Source organism: Candidatus Vagococcus giribetii, from assembly GCF_017316185.1.
GTDB classification, from domain to species: Bacteria; Bacillota; Bacilli; order Lactobacillales; family Vagococcaceae; genus Vagococcus; species Vagococcus giribetii.
Genome location: NZ_JAFLVX010000016.1, coordinates 102,920 through 121,608, shown reverse-complemented (window position 1 = coordinate 121,608; position 18,689 = coordinate 102,920). Strand labels below are relative to the sequence as shown.

The 18,689-nt window shown below is 34.3% G+C and carries 18 protein-coding genes and 1 riboswitch; of the genes, 11 read left to right on the top strand and 7 right to left on the bottom strand.

Features of this window, described 5'->3' with window-relative positions; genetic code table 11:
• Nucleotides 1-126: 126 nt before the first annotated feature.
• The gene (locus DOK76_RS06510; RefSeq protein ID WP_206965979.1) at nt 127-276 is read left to right on the top strand and encodes a hypothetical protein; all 150 of its coding nucleotides are present in this window, start codon (nt 127-129) and stop codon (nt 274-276) included.
• Between the two features lie 269 nt (nt 277-545).
• On the opposite strand, the gene DOK76_RS06505 is transcribed toward DOK76_RS06510, so the two are convergent.
• Nucleotides 546-1,310: an AAC(3) family N-acetyltransferase gene (locus tag DOK76_RS06505; RefSeq protein WP_206965977.1), complete on the bottom strand. Its 765-nt coding sequence runs from the start codon at nt 1,308-1,310 to the stop codon at nt 546-548.
• A gap of 17 nt (nt 1,311-1,327) precedes the next feature.
• Nucleotides 1,328-2,074 (bottom strand): peroxide stress protein YaaA, encoded by a 747-nt coding sequence (yaaA, locus tag DOK76_RS06500; protein WP_206965974.1) that lies wholly within the window; start codon nt 2,072-2,074, stop codon nt 1,328-1,330.
• Between the two features lie 156 nt (nt 2,075-2,230).
• Nucleotides 2,231-2,332: riboswitch (purine riboswitch) on the top strand.
• 52 nt (nt 2,333-2,384) lie between these two features.
• Between yaaA and DOK76_RS06495 the strand changes: the two genes are divergently transcribed.
• From DOK76_RS06495 to DOK76_RS06485, 3 genes are all read left to right on the top strand, one after another.
• Entirely contained in the window at nt 2,385-3,761 is a 1,377-nt protein-coding gene (locus DOK76_RS06495; protein ID WP_206965972.1) for an NCS2 family permease, read from the top strand.
• 103 nt (nt 3,762-3,864) lie between these two features.
• Nucleotides 3,865-4,860, top strand: a complete 996-nt coding sequence (locus tag DOK76_RS06490) for a helix-turn-helix transcriptional regulator (RefSeq protein WP_206965970.1) — start codon at nt 3,865-3,867, stop codon at nt 4,858-4,860.
• Between the two features lie 348 nt (nt 4,861-5,208).
• The gene (locus DOK76_RS06485; protein WP_242542227.1) at nt 5,209-5,781 is read left to right on the top strand and encodes an ECF transporter S component; all 573 of its coding nucleotides are present in this window, start codon (nt 5,209-5,211) and stop codon (nt 5,779-5,781) included.
• Nucleotides 5,782-5,811: 30 nt separating this feature from the next.
• On the opposite strand, the gene DOK76_RS06480 is transcribed toward DOK76_RS06485, so the two are convergent.
• The 3 genes from DOK76_RS06480 to DOK76_RS06470 all read right to left on the bottom strand — a co-directional run bounded on the left by DOK76_RS06480 (nt 5,812) and on the right by DOK76_RS06470 (nt 7,597).
• Nucleotides 5,812-6,630 carry a DUF2268 domain-containing putative Zn-dependent protease gene (locus DOK76_RS06480; protein ID WP_206965968.1) on the bottom strand — a complete coding sequence of 273 codons (819 nt, stop codon included), beginning with the start codon at nt 6,628-6,630 and terminating at the stop codon, nt 5,812-5,814.
• Between the two features lie 137 nt (nt 6,631-6,767).
• A complete protein-coding gene (locus DOK76_RS06475) occupies nt 6,768-7,307 on the bottom strand; it encodes a DUF924 family protein (protein WP_206965966.1) in 540 nt (179 codons plus the stop codon).
• Between the two features lie 29 nt (nt 7,308-7,336).
• The gene (locus DOK76_RS06470) at nt 7,337-7,597 is read right to left on the bottom strand and encodes a hypothetical protein (RefSeq protein ID WP_206965963.1); all 261 of its coding nucleotides are present in this window, start codon (nt 7,595-7,597) and stop codon (nt 7,337-7,339) included.
• Between the two features lie 226 nt (nt 7,598-7,823).
• Between DOK76_RS06470 and DOK76_RS06465 the strand changes: the two genes are divergently transcribed.
• The 7 genes from DOK76_RS06465 (at nt 7,824) to gad (ending at nt 17,094) form a co-directional block, all read left to right on the top strand.
• On the top strand, nt 7,824-9,311 hold the full coding sequence (locus DOK76_RS06465; RefSeq protein ID WP_206965961.1) for a PTS fructose transporter subunit IIC: 1,488 nt from the start codon (nt 7,824-7,826) through the stop codon (nt 9,309-9,311).
• A gap of 23 nt (nt 9,312-9,334) precedes the next feature.
• The gene (locus DOK76_RS06460) at nt 9,335-9,787 is read left to right on the top strand and encodes a PTS sugar transporter subunit IIA (protein WP_206965959.1); all 453 of its coding nucleotides are present in this window, start codon (nt 9,335-9,337) and stop codon (nt 9,785-9,787) included.
• Between the two features lie 63 nt (nt 9,788-9,850).
• Nucleotides 9,851-12,463, top strand: a complete 2,613-nt coding sequence (locus tag DOK76_RS06455; RefSeq protein ID WP_206965956.1) for a glycoside hydrolase family 38 N-terminal domain-containing protein — start codon at nt 9,851-9,853, stop codon at nt 12,461-12,463.
• Between the two features lie 12 nt (nt 12,464-12,475).
• The gene (locus DOK76_RS06450; protein ID WP_206965955.1) at nt 12,476-13,282 is read left to right on the top strand and encodes a MurR/RpiR family transcriptional regulator; all 807 of its coding nucleotides are present in this window, start codon (nt 12,476-12,478) and stop codon (nt 13,280-13,282) included.
• Nucleotides 13,283-13,297: 15 nt separating this feature from the next.
• On the top strand, nt 13,298-14,671 hold the full coding sequence (locus DOK76_RS06445; RefSeq protein WP_206965953.1) for a glycoside hydrolase family 1 protein: 1,374 nt from the start codon (nt 13,298-13,300) through the stop codon (nt 14,669-14,671).
• An 11-nt stretch (nt 14,672-14,682) separates the two neighbouring features.
• Nucleotides 14,683-15,543, top strand: a complete 861-nt coding sequence (locus tag DOK76_RS06440; protein WP_206965951.1) for an ROK family protein — start codon at nt 14,683-14,685, stop codon at nt 15,541-15,543.
• A 168-nt stretch (nt 15,544-15,711) separates the two neighbouring features.
• Nucleotides 15,712-17,094, top strand: coding sequence for a glutamate decarboxylase (gene gad / locus DOK76_RS06435; protein WP_206965949.1), 1,383 nt, complete (start codon nt 15,712-15,714; stop codon nt 17,092-17,094).
• A 44-nt stretch (nt 17,095-17,138) separates the two neighbouring features.
• Here the strand turns inward: gad and DOK76_RS06430 are convergent, their stop codons facing one another.
• Nucleotides 17,139-17,285 (bottom strand): hypothetical protein, encoded by a 147-nt coding sequence (locus DOK76_RS06430; protein ID WP_206965947.1) that lies wholly within the window; start codon nt 17,283-17,285, stop codon nt 17,139-17,141.
• A gap of 130 nt (nt 17,286-17,415) precedes the next feature.
• Nucleotides 17,416-18,684, bottom strand: a complete 1,269-nt coding sequence (gene tyrS, locus DOK76_RS06425) for a tyrosine--tRNA ligase (RefSeq protein WP_206965944.1) — start codon at nt 18,682-18,684, stop codon at nt 17,416-17,418.
• Nucleotides 18,685-18,689: the final 5 nt, after the last annotated feature.

Below are 18,689 nucleotides of genomic sequence, written 5' to 3'. Positions count from 1 at the left end.
AGTTTGTCTTCAATCTGAGACAGTCTAGTATATATAGACTGTCTTTTAATATATATAAATCAAACAATTACTATACTAATTAAAAATAATGGTGATATAATTGAGAAAAAACTTAGGAGTGGTTTTATGAATGAAAAAGATGTATCTGCATATGTTAATTTAGCGATGAAAAATTTATTCTTTGCAAAACTTCAAAGGGAAAATGTTGTTAGCGAAGTTAATCGCCTGATTAAGAGTAAAGATATTAATGAAGTAAACAAGTTGTTAAATAAATAGGTTTGATAATGTTAGAGGCTATAAAAAACAATGAACTTCAAATATAATATTGTCGCATTTACTTTGAGAATCTAAGAGTAAGTGTGTTCTTAAGGGGATAGATTGTAATATTGTGAAGACAGACTGGTTACTCAAAAAGAGTAATTGGTTTGTTTTTTTATTTAATCCAACTTCATTTTTTATTAATCTTAGGTGAAAAAAGACAAAGTATCAAAAATATGACACTTTGTCTCAAATTTGAAACTTCCAATTTATACTGGGAGTTAAGGTTAAGTTCTCGGTCTTGGATCTGTAAAGTAAAGAATATCTTCACGGTATTTAATCAAAGCTTTGTCCCACATAGCAGGAGCATTCATGACAACTGTATCGCCATTTAAAACTTTGCCTAGTTGATATTCGATACCTTCGTCTAAGATGTTTAAAACTCGGTCATAACGCTGTTCAAAACCATTAAAATCATGTCGTAGTACGTTCATTTGAAGGGTAGAACCATCTTCTTTTATGATGTCATAATCATAGTTTTCAGTAAATAAATACTCAGGCAAGACCATCTCTTCTACACCATGCATACTAGTATTTCTAGCAAAAGGTGCACCAAGCATAACGATTTTCCCTCCACGGCGATAAACTTCACTTAAGGGAGAGTTAACACCAACAGGCGAGTGATCTTTGTAATGATGCTTAGTGAATTCATCAGCATCTTTTCCCCAAGCAGCTAAGCTATGAGTAGGGTGAAGGCTACGTTTAACCTCTGGTGATAGACGCATAGTTTCAGGTAAAACACCAATGCAAACAGGAGTGTTTCTTACATCAAAAATACGGTTATCAATGTCGACATTTTTGTAGCTAAAAGTAGGTATTATCAAGGTTCCTTCAGAGACTGTTTCTTTTAAGGATTCAATGACTGCCTCAGGTCCACCTTCAATTAAGTCCTCACCTCGTAAACCGTTATAGGAAGAGTGGACAACGATGATGTCATCGTTTTTAACGCCTAGTTGACGCAAATCAGTGATGAGTTGTTTAGGGTTTAACATAATGTGTTCGCTCCTTTTTAATCGTGATGAAGAAAAACAAAGGTAGAATCAGTCGAGTCACTAGGTGAAAATTGGTAATGAGGGTGATCGAAGTGCTTGATTTCTTCTAATTTTGTAACGTTATTTTCAGCTAAATACCGAACCATTTCTCCTCTAGCCATTTTGGCTAAAGTAGCCTTTACTTTTAGTTTGCCATCAATCCGATGAGCAAACTGAATGGTAATCAATGGGTTTTTCTTTGTTAGGTAGGGTTCGATACTTTTTGAGTATTCTTTTGATGCTAGGTTAATAATCGGTTCGTCTGTTTGTTGGAGACTTTTAGCTAGCTTTTTCCCCCAAAAACCATAAAGATTTTTTGCTTTTCCGATGGCTAAAGGAGCTTGCATTTCTAAGCGGTAAGGAATAATAGCGTCAAATGGACGTAGTATGCCATAAAATCCAGATAAAATCCGTAAATTCTCTTGAAGATAAGTGAGTCCTTCTTGAGTTAGCACATCAGGTGCCATGTATTGGTACTGCAAGCCTTTATAACTCATAATAGCTGGAGAAGTAGCTCTAGATAAATCTCCTTGTTGAATACGTTCGAAATTTTCTTGAGCTAATTTATCGTTGCATTTCCATAAAGCTTTAGCTTCTATCAAGGATAGTTTTTTTAATTCTCTTAGAATACGAGAGGTTTCTTTTAAATACTCAGGTTGACTCTCTGCAAAAAAGAAGTCTTGATGATTAACGATTTGTTTGGTAGGTGAAATAATAATTTTCATGCATGAATCGTCCTTTCTATCCTCTTTATTTTAGCTTAGAGTGACTAGAAAAGAAAGGAGATAAAATGAAACGCGGTTTCTTTAAATGTTAACTATTTTATTTAAAAATATTTTTTTGTTCGTTATTTAGATTGAAAAAAGTAGCTATTATTGTTATGATAACGAAGTGAGAAAACCCATATAATTCTAGAAATATGGTCTAGAAGTTTCTACAAGTTACCCGTAAAGTAACTTACTATGGCGAAGAAGAGTATTAGTCTCCTTTAGCCATTGACATGGATTTTTTTAATGAAGAAGAGGAGACGGAGAAATGAAAGAAAAAATGGATCAATATTTCGGTATTACCGCATCAGGTTCTACCTTTAAGCGCGAATTAACAGGAGGATTTACAGCCTTTTTAGCTATGTCATATGTGATTTTTGTAAATCCAATTATATTAGGACAAGCAGGGATGCCAAAAGATGCTGTGTTTATGTCGACTATTATCTCCTCAGCTATAGCCATGCTAATTATGGGGCTTTGGGCAAAATTCCCTTTAGGATTAGCGCCGTGTATGTCTATGAATGCTTTTTTTGCGTATTCAGTAGTCTTACAAATGGGAAAAACTTGGCAAGAAGCATTAGCAAGTGTCATGGTTGCTTCTGTTTTATTCTTATTATTAGCTTTTTCAGGAGCTCGTTCAAAAATTATTAAGTCAATCCCAGTAACTGTTAAACAAGCAGGGACAGTTGGTTTGGGAATTTTTATTGCTTTTGTAAGTTTTAAGAATTCAGGCATTATTGTTCCTGATGAGGGAATGTTTATTAAATTTGGTGGTTTTGATAACCCAAACGTCATCATTGCTTTCTTTGGTATTATGACCGCAGCGTTCTTTCTAGTTCGTAAAAATCAATACGCTGTCTTTTTAGGGATGATTGGTGCGGCTGTTTGTGGGTTGTTTATTCGTTTTGGCGTGTCGATGGATTGGTTTCACTTAAGCCCAGAAGTCGTAGCCACATTACCTAAATTGCCAGAAGGCTCTCCTATTGTGATACCAACAGAACCCATGAATGCTATGATGAATGAAACTTTTATGGTTGCCTTTAAAAACTTAGATAAAATGTTGTCATTAGACTCGATTGTAGTGATTTTGACGTTCTTATTCCTAGATTTCTTTGGGACAGCCACAACACTTTCGGCCGCAGCGACTCAAGTATCTGACATTAAACAAGAAAACTTCGAAGACAACAAACGTATCTATAGCGCAGACGCTTTAGGAACCTTTTTTGGTTCGATTTTTGGGACGTCTAGTTTATCAACTTACATTGAATCTGTCTCAGGCATTATCGCTGGAGCAAGAACTGGTTTAATGAGTGTTGTTGTTGCAGGTTTATTCTTATTGTCAGCCTTTTTCTACCCAGTTTTGTCATTAGTGACACCAGCTGTTACAACACCAGCAATGGTGGTTATTGGTATCTTTATGATGCAAAACATTACGACAATCAAATGGGACGGAGGCTTTGAAGAGGTTATTCCAGCCTTTTTAACGATTGTTATGATGCCACTAACTGGTTCAATTGCTTTAGGTTTAGTTTTAGGCTTTTTATCTTATGAACTTTGTATGATCTTTGCAGGTCGTATTAAAGAAATTCCAAAAGTGATGCATTTTATTACCTTGATATCAATTGCTTATCTATTTACGATTTAGATATTAAAGCTCATTAAGTGATTTAATGGGCTTTTTTTATTACCTTTTTTAGATACTTGCTTTATAATGGGGAATGATATATGAAAAAGGAGACATTGCCGATATGAATGCTCAGCAAAGGCTGTTGATTATTTTTATGCGTTTGTTAAGAGGTAAAAAAATCAATAAGTTTGAATTAATGGAAAAGTTTGATATTAAAGAATCAACAGTTCAAAGGGATATTGTTAAAATAGAAGAGATGCTTGCTGATGAAGTTCATGAGATGCATAGAACAAAAAATTTAAGAGTCCATCGTGATGGTAAAGGTAATTACCAAATTATTACGGCTGATAATAAAGGATTTAACTCTGGTTTTACAGATACAGAGTTAATTTTACTGCTAAAAATAATGTTATCAACACGTATTTTACCGAAAGAAGAAATGACACAATTAATAGAAAAATTAGTCTCTTTAGGAGAACAACCAGACCATTTATACAACCAATCTAAAAACGAATTGTTTCACTATAAAGGTATATCTGAGACGTCTTTAATCGACAAATTAGAATTGATAGAGAAAGCTATAGAATACCGACAGAAAATTCAATTTGAGTATACTAAAAATGGTGAAACAAAAGTATTTGAGAGAGTGCCTCATAATGTATTTTTTGCTGATTTATACTTGTTTATGATTTGTTCCTCAGAAAATTCGCAAGATGATCGGGACTTTGAGTCGTTAAACAAATTTCGAATCAACAACATGAAAGAATTAAATGTGGTGTCAACGAATCATAAAATGCCTTATAAAGATCGTTTCGAGGGAGGGGTTTTAAGAAAACAGACAGCTGCTTTCCCTTTTTTTGGAAAACCAATTCAGATGGTTATTGATTTTTATTATGACCCAGTATATGTATTGGACCGATTTCCTGACTCTCACATTTGTCATCAAAATAAAGATGGTAGCTTTCGAATAGAGATGAAAGTTAATGATGGTTACGGGACTAAAATGTGGTTAACGAGTCAAAGTCATATGGTTAAAGTTATTTCACCTAAACATATGAGAGATTATGTGATAGAAGAAATGAAAAATACGCTTAAATTTTATGATATTAACATTTAATAACTAGTGTTTCTTACGGTCAATATGTGACTGTCTGATTATTTATAATAAGTATTACCTATATTTATATAGGCTGATTTAGCTAAGTTAGTTATTTTTTTAAAGTAGTTATGACGTTTGTGAGCAGGTAGCATTAACTGATTAGTTCCCCATTAATCAATTGCATTGCTTCCCACAATCCGCTAAACCTGATACAAATTGATTAACTAGTTAGTTAGTAGAAATAACCACGTGAAAGTAAGAATAGTCTTGTCAAATGACAGATTACTCTTACTTTTTTGTATACTTTTTTAACAAAAAAAGCTACACTGTTCTTTGTGAGAAAAAAGGATAAGGAAGTTAGAAATATTGGAAAAAGAGAATCATGTTAAAGTTTTGATGATGTGTGCCTTAGCCATTTGTTTAAATGTGGCAGTAGGCTCATTAATGACACAATTACACATGCCGTTTTTATATCTAGATGCGATTGGCACTATTTTTATTGCCTTTAATTTTCAAATGAAATATGCTGTGTTAACAGGGTTATGTACCAATTTATTATTAGCCGTTTTATTTGGTCCACTAGCCATTCCATTTAGTCTAGTCAGTATGACAGTTGCTATTGTAGCAAGTCTCTGTGCTAGAAAGGGAATGACTTATAAAAAGGCTGTCATCACCGGAATATTATTAGCTGCTATAGGTGCTTTAGTGAGCGCCCCTATTCGAGTTATACTATTTGGAGGTTATGAGGGACTTCAACGAAAGCCAAGTGATTTATTAGTTATCTCCCTGCAAGCTTCAGGTAGAAAGCTACTGATTGCGGCATATTGGGGAGCTTTTACTGATAGCTTTTTTGATAAAATCATTTCCTCAGTCTTTGTGGTCTGGTTATCTCAAAGACCTCAATTAAAACGTTACTTTACACAGCAAAAAAACACTTAACAAGAAATAATTCTCTTGTTAAGTGTTTTTTTAGATAGTTTCAAATAATTTTGATTCGTTAATAATGATTTCAGTTGGTGTTAAAGTTGCTTCTTGAATGTTTTTTCCACTGTTCTTTAAGTAGGCTTTGACTAAATGATACCCAATAGTATAACCAGCATTACGAGAAACACCAACAGGATGGAAGCTTTGCTCTTTAGCCACTTCATCACCGTACATATAGGCAGCGACTTCTTCAAAGCCTTTTATGTTACGCGCTTCTTTCATAACTTCTATGGTATAAGCCATTTCTTCTTCATCAAAATCAACCACCCAAGGGCCTCTATTTTCAATGCCATAGAGACTTTCGGCAAAAACTTCAGCTAATCCTTCAATGACTAAATAGTCTTCAACACTAACATTTCCATGATTAAAGGGCTCATAAGTGAAACGAACATTATGGTTAAATTCATGAGCTAAAGCTGATTTAAGTCGTGTCTGATTAAAAGCATTTGGCACAACGATAAGGAAAATATACCCAGGAATCCCACCAAAACCACTATATCCTTGAGAGGCTATAAGTAGTTTGTTTTCAGGATCTCCAAGTAATAGATTAACATTGATTTCTTCTAAAGGAATCGTATAACCTATTTCTTCAAAACAAGTAATCCCTGTTTGAATTACCTTAGCAGCCTCAGAAAAAATAGCTGTTTGAAAGAAAGGCTCAATATGGTGCTCAATCAGGGAAAAGGGTTTACGTGGTGTCCAAATACCAAGCATTTCTGATGCCATAACAACGTCATAACCATTAGGTGTTTTGGGTGTCATTGGCGCATTTAAGTAAGCCCACATTTCTTTAAAAGAAGCCATCAATTGATAACGAAACTCATCTTCTGTAGCGCCTTTTCGGTAAAAACGAAGGGTGTCTAATATAGTAATATTAATCTGTTCTTTCCTCCTATAAGCCTAGTTTAATGGCTAACGTAAGGTGAGAGGCAAGAGGAACATTAAAAGGATGAATTAGGTTGTTTTAAAAAGTCGATTTCTTCCGGTGTTGACGCTCTACCTAAAACCTCATTACGGTGAGGGTAACGACCAAATTGTTTAATAATATCAAAATGACGGTGCTCAAAGTCTAAGTTGTTTTCTAGTCCAGGCTCAGAAAATAAGAGAACAGCTCTCTCGTGAATTAGATAAGATTCTGAATGCATGAAGGGCATATAAAGAAAAGCTTTTTCTTCGATACTTAAGTCATTTAAGTTGGGTTGCTTCAATGCTTCTTGAGCCAGAATCAAAGCTAAAGAATCATAAGCAAAAGACTCAGGTGTCCCGCGAAACATATTGCGTGAAAATTGATCAAGAACAATGATTTCAGCTAATCGACCGTGAATATTTTGACGCCAAGCGTCTGTTTCACCAGCATCAATACTTTTGTGAATGTCTTTAAACTCTGTTGTGATACGTTTGTCGAGTTCTTCATTTTTTGTGAAATGATCAGTAGGTGTTAATTCGTTAAACCAAAAATCTAAAATAACTTGTGGGTTCATAAGTCAGGCTCCTTTTTTGTTAAATTGTCTTAATAGTTGATTTGAGATTGTGCTTTTAATTCTGTTAATTCTTTGTTTAAATCATCATATTTTTTAGCAAGCTCGTCGATTTTTTTATCGGCACGTTCGTTTGCTTTTAATAATTTTTTATTTTCTGAATCTAGTTTTTGATTTAATTCAGTCACTTGTTTCAAGTCTTTTTTGGCATTTTGCATTTGGCTAAAAGCAAAAATAGATGATAAAGCCAGTAAACCAATCACAGTGATGGTAATAATTTTTTTCATATCCATTAGTAGTAGCCTCCTTTTTGAAGAGTTTCCTTATTATAACGTCTTTTAAGGGAGAAAGACAAAGGATATGGTATAAATTGAGCGGACTTAGGAGGATGAAAAAAGTATCAGTTAAAATTTGTTTATTGATACTACAACCTAAATCTAAGTAAGTACTATAAATGAAATCGTTATTTTGTTATTCTTTGTCCAGGAGCTCGAAAAATTAATAGGAGTGAAAGTAAAGATGACAAAGAATATTGTAGCGGTTACAGCTTGTGCTGCAGGAATTGCCCATACTTATATGGCAGCAGAGTCTTTAGAACAAGCGGGTAAAAAGTTAGGTTATAACATAAAAGTTGAAACAAACGGAGCTATCGGAGCAGAAAACGTTCTTACTGCAGAAGATATTGAAAACGCTGACCTAGTATTAGTGGCAGCAGATATTAAAATTGATCCAATGAGATTTACAGGTAAGCCCTTATTTGTTACTAAATCAATTCCAGCAATTGAAGACCCGGAGGCTTTAATCGCAAAAACACTTGAAGAAGCTGAAGTTTTTGGTAAAAAAGGATCTAAAGTTGGTAAAATTCAAATTGGTAACGATAAAGAAAAAGTAAATTTCTTTACACATATAATGAGTGGTATTTCTTATATGGTACCAATGGTTATTGCAGCTGGACTTATTCTAACAATTGCTAATCTTTATGCGTTTCAAAAAGATGACTTAGGTCGTATTGTTGAGTGGGGATTTAATACAGATACTCAGATGGGACTATTAATGTCTAAATTATTTTATGTTGGTCAAGTAGGATTTAAGTTAATGATTCCTTTATTTGCCGGATTTGTTGCTAATTCAATTGCCGATAAACCTGCAATTGCACCAGCTATGATTGGAGCATACTTAGCAAATGATCCTGAATTTTTAGGTGCTGATGCTGGTGGTGGCTTTATTGGAGCTATTGCAGTGGCCTTTATTGTCGGTTACATGGTAAAGGGTTTGAAAAAAATCAAATGGCCAAAACTTGTTAGACCAATTGTACCAATTATGATTATTCCTTTTCTTGCAACGCTAGCGATTACTTTGATTGTACTTTATGTCATTGGAACACCGATTTCAATAGCTATGGATGGAATGTATGAAGGGTTAACAGCATTGAATGAAAATTATGCTGGTGCTCCAATTCTGATAGGTGCTATTTGTGGGGCAATGATTGGTTTTGACTTAGGTGGACCAGTAAACAAAACAGCTTTAGTTTTTGGTACAGCTATTTTTACAGATACATTAACTAAATATGGAATCGAAGGAGCTAACTTTGTTCCTGGTACAGCAACTCAAGCAGCTATTTCAGTCGCGCCATTAGGTGTGTGGTTAGCAACTATTATCTTTAAAAATAAATTTAGTAAAGATGAGAAAGTCGCAGCAAGTGCCGCATTTGGTATGGGGATTGTTGGTGTAACAGAAGGTGCTATTCCTTTTGTTGCAGCAAATCCAATTCGTATGATTTTTGCTAATGTCACAGGTTCTGCTGTTGCTGGTGGATTAGTAGCTGCAACAGGATGTAAATTCTATGGTGGTATTGGTTCTCCATTGGGAACATTTATAGGCTATATTGAACAACCAATTCCATTTGTTACTTGGATTTTATGTGTAAGTGCTGGTATATTAACAACAGCATTACTAATTGGATTTATGAGAAAACCAGTTGAGGAATTAGCTCCTGTACAAGACTAAAATTATTAATGAGGTGTAGACAAATGAATCAAGAGATTTTTAATAAAACACATATTTTATTTGATACAGAATCAACAACGCAAGAAGAAGCGTTTAAAGCTATTGCAATTTATGCTTATGAAAAAGGGTTCGTTAATGACGCAGAAACTTTTTTCCTTGGTTTGAAGGAAAGAGAAAAAGAAGCAACAACAGGCTTTAAAGACGGTATCGCTATTCCTCATAGTAAAAACAAGTCTGTTATTAAACCAGGGATGTTTTTAGTTAAATTTGAACATCAGATACCTTGGAATGCTTTAGATGGAAAAGATGTTAATGTAGCGTTTGCTTTAACTATTCCTGAAGAAGGAGCAACAGAACATCTAAAATTATTAAGTTTAATTGCAAGAAAATTAATTGATAATAGTTTTAGAGAAGGTATTTTAAATGAGAATGATCCTGACAAACTAGCAGAAATCATTGATCAAATTTCGTTTTAATTTTTGTGAATGAATCAGGCTTGATGGCTTGGTTCATTTTTTATTATAAAGGAGCTAATTTTTATGAAGAAAAAAGTTCATGTCATTCATCATACTCACTGGGATTTCGAATGGTACTTTACCAATCATGAATCATTTATCCAATTAACCTATCACCTTGATGAGGTGATGAATGCCTTAGAAACTAATATGATTGACGTTTACTTATTAGATGGTCAATTAAGTATTTTAGATGAGTATTTACAAAGTTTTCCGGATCAAGAAGAGCGCATCAAACAGTTAGTAACGTCAGGAAAACTGATTATAGGTCCATGGTACACCCAAACAGATGAATTAATTGTAGCTGGTGAATCGATTGTTAGAAACTTAGACTTAGGGATTAGCTTGGCTGAAAAGTTAGGCGGTTACTTTAATGTAGGTTATTTGCCAGATTCTTTTGGACAAGGAAAAGACATGCCGAAAATATATAATGGATTCGGTATGGATAAAACTGTTTTTTGGCGTGGAGTTCCTAATTATATTACAGAAGATAGAGAATTTTTCTGGTCAAGTGAAGATGGCTCAGAAGTATTAGCTTCAAATATTAAAAATGGTTATTTTATTGGCGGTGGTCTCATTTATAGTGATGATGCTCAGGGATTAATGAAAACGATTGAGGAAGGGGCACCGACAGATCAATTGGTATTACCAGTCGGTGGTGACCAACGATATGTTGATTACAATTTAAGAGAACGCATAGAGCTATTTAATAACGAATTAGAAGATTATGAATTAGTGGAAAGTTCATATGATACATTTTTTGATAGTTTAGATACAACGGATTTACAACATGTCTCAGGAGAATTTATTTCAAGCTCTGTTTCTAAAATCCATCGATCGATTTATTCATCGCGCTATGACCATAAATACATGAACGATAAAATTGAGAGACGCTTAATTTATCAACTAGAGCCTTTAATGCTTATGGCTAAAAAACAAGGAATACCATATAAACAAGGCCTATTAGACCGTATTTGGAAATTATTAAGTAAAAATCAGGCCCATGATAGTGCCGGTGGATGCAATAGTGATAAAACAAATAAAATTATTTTAGATCGATTTATCGAGGCGGATCAATTATCGTATTCAGCAGTTGATTACCTAACACGTAAACTAGCAGAATCAAGAGCAGTTGTCTGTGAAAATGATTTACTATTATTTAATACCTTACCTTATAGCCGAAAAAAAATAGAAAAAATAGCTATTTCAATTGAAAGTGAGTATTTTAATCTTGAGTATAATGGGGAAAAAATACCATATCAATTAATTCGAACAACAAAAGAAAATGCAGGGTCTATCCGAAAAAAAAGCGAGGATATGGATCCAAATAAATTTTATTTCATTCATGATATATTAATTGACATTGAGGTGCCTGCTTTAAGTTTTGTTGAGTTAACTATTATCGAAAGAAATGAGCCTAATGAAACTAGTTTGAATGTAACTGACGAAATGATTGAAAATAATTACTATCAGATTAGTTTAGTTAATGGGGATATCGAATTAAAGGATAAAAAAGCAAACATAGTATATGATCAATTTATTTCTATTGAAGATAGTGGAGATGAAGGAGATACATACGATTACTCGCCGCCAGAAGAAGATAAGGTGTATAAATTAGATTTTTCCAATACAAAAATTACGACAATAAAAGGTAAGTTACAAGAAACCTTAGAGATTCAGGGTAAATGGCAGTTACCCAAAGATTTAGCAGCCAGAGTAACAGGAGAAGTCTTAAAAGAAATAAAATATGTTTTAACACTTAGTTTAGAGAGCGATAGTAATTATATTAATGGGCATTTAGTTATTGATAACACTGTTTTAGATCATCGAATGAGGTTACTAATTAAATCAAATATGTCGAATAAACTATCTTATAGCAATACACCTTTTGGAACCGTTGAAAGAGAGGTTATTGATCCTTATTTAGACAGATGGAAAGAATTAGGATGGAGAGAGGAACCAACATCTATTTTTCCCATGTTAAATTATGTCAACGTGCATAATGATGAGACAAATCTAACAGTCTTTTCAAAAGGAATTAAAGAATACCAATTAGTAGGGGATTCTTTTGAAACAGTGGCTTTAACTCTTTTTAGATCAGTTGGTTTTTTAGGCAGACCAGATTTAATAAGAAGACCAGGAATTGCGTCAGGCAATGAGTTTAAATATGTGCCAACACCAGATAGTCAATTAGAAAAAAGACTAAGTTTTAAATTTGGTATTCAATTAGCAGATTATTATGATCCAAGTCAACTAATGAAAGAATTTCAACAACAGGTGGTGACACTTCCTTTTTATCAAATTCAAGAATTGAATCGTTTTACAACGACGTTGAAATATTTTGTGTCTAACCCATTACTTCATGATGTGGTTAAGCAGGAAATGCCAACTATTGAGTTAGAGAAATTGAATTTTAGCTCAATCCGTCAAAGTAGAGATGGTAAGGGAATAGAAATTAGAGTATATAATCCCAACCTTGTTGAAAGTGTCTCTGGCAGTGTCATCGAATTACCACAGGCAACCAAGTGGCATTTTGTCAACCTAAAAGGAGACCAATTAACAGAACCAAGAGTTAATGATAAGATAGAAATAGGTATCGTAAAACCTGGGGAAATTAAAACAATAAAACTTTATTAGGACGTGGTGTTAGTGCAAGATGATATTTTTATACTCATCGAATCTTACAGACTAGAATTGACAGATGTCGAGCAAGTAATTGCCAATTATTTTTTGAGTAAAAAAGCACCATTAACAATTGATAAATTATCAAAGGTATTAGCTGTTTCTAAAGCATCTATTACGAGGTTCTCTAAAAAAATAGGTTTAAATAATTATAAAGAACTCATTTTTTTATATAATTTATCTATGAGAAAAGATGAGGACGAAGCACTGGTTTCTAATACTGTGACAAGTCTGTATCATTCATTAGCAACAAGAAGTTCAAGTAATTATGTGGAAGAAGATGTGGATAAATTTTGTCATTATATTCATGAGCATAAGATTATTCATTTTCTTGGTATGGGGTTTAACTCATATGCGGCAATGGATTTTCAATTTAAATTTTCTAGGCTAGGGAAGTATGTCCGAGTCATTTCAGATGAAAATTCAATTTCAATGTCTGCTGAGTTTGCGGAAAAAGGTGAACTAATTATCGCTTGTAGCTTACGTGGTGTAGATGACAATATGCTTAAAGCTATTAAAGTTGCTAAAAGTAGAGATATTTCTGTGTTACTTATTACTGGAAATGCCAACTCACCTCTAATAAAAGAGGTTGATGTGACTCTGTTAGCAGCAACTTTAACAAGAGAAGAGTCTCTAGGGAGTATCTCGCCGCAAATACCTATCTTAATTCAACAAGATATTGTCTATGAAAGATATATCCATTTATACTCAGATTCAGTCAAGAAATGGTTACAATCAGAGGCTATTTTAACGAATAAATTTGATAATAAATAGAGGGAGTAGTGATTTATGTTAACATTTCCAAAAGGTTTTCTATGGGGGGCTGCAGCATCAGCGCCACAAACAGAGGGACATGCTCTAGGCGGTGGTAAAACAGCGACAACTTGGGATAAATGGTTTGAGTTAAATCCAGAAAAATTTAACAACAATCAAGGTCCAGAAGTGACTTCAAATGTATATGAATTTTATAAAGAGGATATCCAACGTATGAAAGAAATAGGGATGAATTCGTACCGAACATCGATTTCTTGGGCACGATTACTTCCAGATGGTAAAACACTTAACAAAGAAGCTGTTACTTTCTATAGAAGCTATTTTCAAACATTAAGAGAGAATGGCATTGAGCCGATTATTAACTTATTCCATTTTGATATGCCATGGTGGTTAATGGAAAAAGGTGGTTGGGAAACTCGTGAATCTGTAGAGGCTTTTGCATTTTATGCTGAAACAGCTTTTGTAGAATTCGGAGATTTAGTTAAGAGATGGGCAACTTTCAATGAGCCTTTAGTTCATATTGAGTGTGGTTATTTATATGGATTTCATTATCCAGCTATCGTTGATTTTAAAAAAGCAATTCAAGTTGGTTATCATACCTTAATGGCCCACGTTAAAGCTGTTGAAGCTTTTAGACAAGGTCATTTTGAAGGTGAAATTGGGATTATCTTAAATGTCACTCCAACTTATGCTAAAAGTAATGAAGATAGAGATATGGAAGCTAAAAACAAAGCAGATTTATTAATTATCAAAAGCTTTTTAGATCCTTGTGTTTTAGGAGAAGTATCAAAGGATTTAGTTGAACTACTGAAGGACAATGAATTAATACCAACAACAATTGAAACAGATAAAGAAATCATAAAACATAATCGAGTTGATTATATTGGTATTAATTATTATCAACCAATGAGGGTTAAGGCGCCTGAAACAAGCCAAGTACCTGCTCAAACACCAGCAGATTTCTTTGCATCATATGACTGGCCAGAAAAAAGAATTAATCCTTACCGTGGTTGGGAGATATATCCAGAAGCTCTCTATGATGTTGCTATGATGATGAAAAATGACTACAATAATATTCCGTGGTTTGTTTCTGAAAACGGCATGGGAGTGGCTGATGAGGAGAGATTCCTAGATGAAAAAGGGATGGTCCAAGATGACTACCGTGTTGATTTTATGAAGGAGCATTTAGGACAACTTTATAAAGGAATACAAGAAGGTAGTAGTTGTTTTGGCTATCATACTTGGACATTTGTTGATTGTTGGTCATGGCTAAATGGTTACCGAAATCGATATGGATTTTATCGTGTTGATTTAGATAATAACTTGAATAGAAGTTTAAAGAAGAGTGGCTTATGGTATAAAGAATTAAGCCAACATAATGGTTTTTAGGAGGCAATCTAATGGGATTAGCAGTATTTGATATTGGTGGCTCTGCTGTTAAATATGGTTATTGGAATGATAAAGAGTTAACCCAACAAGGTAAGTTTAAAACTCCGGATACATTTGAAGAGATGAAAGCACACTTAAAACAAGTTGTTACGTCATTTGAAGGTACTGTTGAAGGGGTTGCTATGAGTGCACCTGGGGCTGTAAATGAAAACAAACGAGTGATTGAAGGAATTAGTGCCGTTCCATATCTACATAATAGACCAATTTATAAAGAGTTAGAAGAGTACTTATTGCTACCAGTCACCATTGAAAACGATGCTAACTGCGCAGGAATTGCTGAAATTGAATTGGGGTCAGGAAAAGATAATCAACATGTTGTTTTTGTTGTTTTAGGAACAGGTGTTGGGGGCGCGGTTTTTATTAACCGTCAACTGTATAAAGGCGCTCATTTATTTGGTGGAGAATTTGGCTTGATGATGAATCGGACGGAAAATATTTTTAGCTCAAATGGTACAGTTGTAAAGGTAGCTGATAAGTATAAAAGATTAACTAATAATGTTGTTAATGGAAAAGATATTTTTGAGAAAATAGATAAAAACGATCCCTTAGCTTATAAATTATTAAATGATATGTATGATAATGTGGCTAATGCTTTATACAACATTCAAGTATCATTAGATCCTGAATTGGTGATTATTGGAGGTGGCGTTTCAGCTAGACCAGAAATTGCTAACCAAATAAAAAGTCGTTTGAAATGGCTATTAGAAGAGCAAGGTGTCAGTGCGATATTACCAGAAGTTCGTACGTGCTATTTTGGAAATGATGCCAATTTAATTGGAGCTGCGATGAATTTTTATAACAAGCAACACTAATAAATAAAGAAGGATTCTTACTTGATAGTAGGAATTCTTCTTTATTTAATCAAATCATTAATACCGACAGTTATGTTATAATGTGTTCTTGAAATTTTATTTAATGTGAGATATATTTGGATTAAAGGATAAAATGTATGGAAAAATAAAACGAAAGCAGGTTTTATTATGTTAAAAGACAATCATCAAGATATTCCTATTTTTGGTTCTTTATTATCAGATGAAGAGGTGTTATTAAATAGCCTTAGAAAAGAGCCGGTTAATTCAAAGATTGCATACCAATTATTAAAAGATCAACTAATCAACGAGGGCAATGCCCGTCAGAATTTGGCTACATTTTGTCAAACTTATATGGAGCCAGAAGCAGCCCTTTTAATGGCTGAGACTATGGAAAAAAATGCCATTGATAAATCAGAATACCCAGAGACAGCAGCAGTTGAACAAGCTTGTGTTAATATTTTAGCGGATTTATGGCAAGCTAAAAAGTCAGAAAAACCAATCGGTACCTCAACAGTAGGGTCGAGTGAAGCTTGTATGTTAGCTGGTTTAGCGATGAAATTTAGATGGCGAGACAGCCTTAAGAAGAGAGGACTCGATGTGACAGGTCGCACACCTAATTTGGTAATCTCGTCAGGATACCAAGTTTGCTGGGAAAAATTCTGTGTATACTGGGACGTTGAGCTTCGAGAAGTTCCTATGGATAGTACCTGTCTAAGTTTAAACCCTGAGCACGTACTGGACTATGTAGATGAGAATACTATCGGGATTGTTGGGATTTTAGGAATCACCTACACAGGAAAGTTTGATGATATTAAAGGCTTAAATGATGTTGTTAATGAATACAATCAGTCACATGAGCATCAGTTAGTCATTCACGTAGATGGTGCAAGTGGTGCTATGTTTACCTCGTTTATTCAACCAGAGTTACCTTGGGATTTTAGATTAAATAATGTTGTCTCCATAAATACATCTGGGCATAAATATGGATTGGTCTATCCTGGTGTTGGCTGGGTGTTGTGGCGTGGAGAAGCCTATTTACCAAAAGAGCTAATGTTTGAAGTGAGTTATTTAGGTGGTAGTATGCCAACCATGGCGATTAACTTTTCAAGAAGTGCTAGTCAAATTATTGGTCAATATTATAACTTTTATCGTTTTGGTTTTAATGGTTATCGTGACATTCACAGTCGAACACGCGATGTAGCGATGAAAATTGCTCAAGCTATTGAAGCCACTAATCGTTTTGAACTTTTTAACACAGGGGACAATATTCCTATTGTTTGCTACACTCTAAAAAAAGAAACAGATGTCAAATGGACTCTTTATGATTTAGCCGATCGTTTGCAAATGCGAGGCTGGCAAGTCCCTGCGTACCCGCTGCCAAAAGAACTCGATGACATCATCGTTCAACGAATTGTGTGTCGAGCAGACTTAGGAGAAAATAGAGGAGAAGCCTTTATTCGAGATTTCCACGATTGTTTAGAAGAGTTGGATAAAGCTCATATCTTATTCCATGATGATAATAAGAAAGAAACACAAGGATTTACTCATTAAAAAAACACGAGAAGAATTTGATTCGATCAATTCTTCTCGTGTTTTTATTGGTCAGATTTTTGTTTGTTTTTCAAAAATTTCTCGCGCATTTCTTTTAGTTGTTGTTTTTTATCTGCTTTTTCAGGTAAATGCTTTTCATGATATTTCGTTACGGCTGTTTTCCCTTTAGTATCTAATTGGTATTTTCCCATTTTGTCTCACCTACTTATCTAATTTTGAAAGAGTAGCGACTCATCTCTACTAATATACCTTATTTTGTAGAGATTATCAGTAAAAAAAGCCAAGGTCTTGTGTGTAAGCAAGACTTTGGCTTTTTTCGTGTTAATTCAATTGAACAAGTGTGTCATTCTTTTTCCCTTTTCTGACAATGATGTAGGTATCATCAATGGCAAGAAGGGGTGTGACTTCAAGTTCTGTATCAGTGACTTTATCACCATTTAAAGAAATAGCTCCATTAGTCACGTCTTCTCGAGCTTGACGTTTGGAAGGCTCAATGCCTGTTTCAACTAACCAATCAATCAAGTTAAGAGGCTCTTTTGAAATAGTAGAGCTTGGCATGTTGCTTAGGTTGTCCTTGATTTGACGAGCGCTTAGTTGTTTGATGTCTCCAGAAAATAAAGCATCTGTAATAGCTAGAGCTTCTTCCAAAGCTTCTTTTCCGTGAACAAATAAGGTCATCTCTGTTGCTAGTGTTTTTTGTGCTTCTCGTTTATGTGGCTCAGTAGCTACTTTTTCAGCCAGAACGCTAATCTCTTCTTGTGTTAAGAAGGTAAAGAATTTCAAGTAGCGAACTACATCATGATCATCTTGATTTAACCAAAATTGGTAGAATTCGTATGGAGATGTTTTATCATGGTCAAGCCAAATTGCGCCACCTGCTGTTTTACCAAATTTAGTACCATCTGCTTTTAGCATTAAGGGAATCGTCAACCCAAATGCTTTAGCTTCAGCACCTTCTTTTTTACGAATTAAATCTAGACCTGCTGTAATATTTCCCCATTGATCAGCACCACCAATTTGCAAGCGCACATTTTCATGGCGAAATAGATGTAAGTAATCCATGGATTGAAGAATTTGGTACGTAAACTCAGTGAAAGAAATCCCTGTGTCTAAGCGACTAGAGACAATGTCTTTTGCTAGCATGGTGTTGATATTGACGTGTTTACCGTAATCACGTAAGAAATCAAGTAAGGTTAAATCGTGAGTCCAGTCATAGTTATTAACCATAGTTAATTCTTGCTCATTACTGTCATCAAAGAAAAGGTGCTTCATTTGATTAGTTAAGCAAGTCACATTGTGTTGTACTTGATCCATAGTTTGAAGCTGACGCTCACTTGTACGCCCACTAGGGTCTCCAATAGTCCCAGTAGCACCACCAATAAGAATATAAGGATGGTGTCCTAGTAATTGAAATCTTTTAAGCATCATAAAAGGAATTAAGTGTCCGATGTGCATACTGTCTCCAGTTGGGTCAACACCGCAGTAAAGAGAAATTTTATTGTTTTCTACATACTCACGCAAACCTTCAGCATCTGTTTGTTGATTGATAGCATCTCGCCATAATAGTTCATCAATAATGTTGGTACTCATTTGAT

Coding starts and splice junctions, on each gene's coding strand:
- DOK76_RS06475 (WP_206965966.1), bottom strand. CDS start 7,307: ATGAACCCACAAGTTATTTTAGATTTTTGGTTTAACGAATTAACACCT.
- yaaA (WP_206965974.1), bottom strand. CDS start 2,074: ATGAAAATTATTATTTCACCTACCAAACAAATCGTTAATCATCAAGAC.
- DOK76_RS06445 (WP_206965953.1), top strand. CDS start 13,298: ATGTTAACATTTCCAAAAGGTTTTCTATGGGGGGCTGCAGCATCAGCG.
- DOK76_RS06460 (WP_206965959.1), top strand. CDS start 9,335: ATGAATCAAGAGATTTTTAATAAAACACATATTTTATTTGATACAGAA.
- DOK76_RS06490 (WP_206965970.1), top strand. CDS start 3,865: ATGAATGCTCAGCAAAGGCTGTTGATTATTTTTATGCGTTTGTTAAGA.
- DOK76_RS06455 (WP_206965956.1), top strand. CDS start 9,851: ATGAAGAAAAAAGTTCATGTCATTCATCATACTCACTGGGATTTCGAA.
- DOK76_RS06465 (WP_206965961.1), top strand. CDS start 7,824: ATGACAAAGAATATTGTAGCGGTTACAGCTTGTGCTGCAGGAATTGCC.
- gad (WP_206965949.1), top strand. CDS start 15,712: ATGTTAAAAGACAATCATCAAGATATTCCTATTTTTGGTTCTTTATTA.
- DOK76_RS06430 (WP_206965947.1), bottom strand. CDS start 17,285: ATGGGAAAATACCAATTAGATACTAAAGGGAAAACAGCCGTAACGAAA.
- DOK76_RS06510 (WP_206965979.1), top strand. CDS start 127: ATGAATGAAAAAGATGTATCTGCATATGTTAATTTAGCGATGAAAAAT.
- tyrS (WP_206965944.1), bottom strand. CDS start 18,684: ATGAGTACCAACATTATTGATGAACTATTATGGCGAGATGCTATCAAT.
- DOK76_RS06440 (WP_206965951.1), top strand. CDS start 14,683: ATGGGATTAGCAGTATTTGATATTGGTGGCTCTGCTGTTAAATATGGT.
- DOK76_RS06470 (WP_206965963.1), bottom strand. CDS start 7,597: ATGGATATGAAAAAAATTATTACCATCACTGTGATTGGTTTACTGGCT.
- DOK76_RS06505 (WP_206965977.1), bottom strand. CDS start 1,310: ATGTTAAACCCTAAACAACTCATCACTGATTTGCGTCAACTAGGCGTT.
- DOK76_RS06480 (WP_206965968.1), bottom strand. CDS start 6,630: ATGGCTTCTTTTAAAGAAATGTGGGCTTACTTAAATGCGCCAATGACA.
- DOK76_RS06495 (WP_206965972.1), top strand. CDS start 2,385: ATGAAAGAAAAAATGGATCAATATTTCGGTATTACCGCATCAGGTTCT.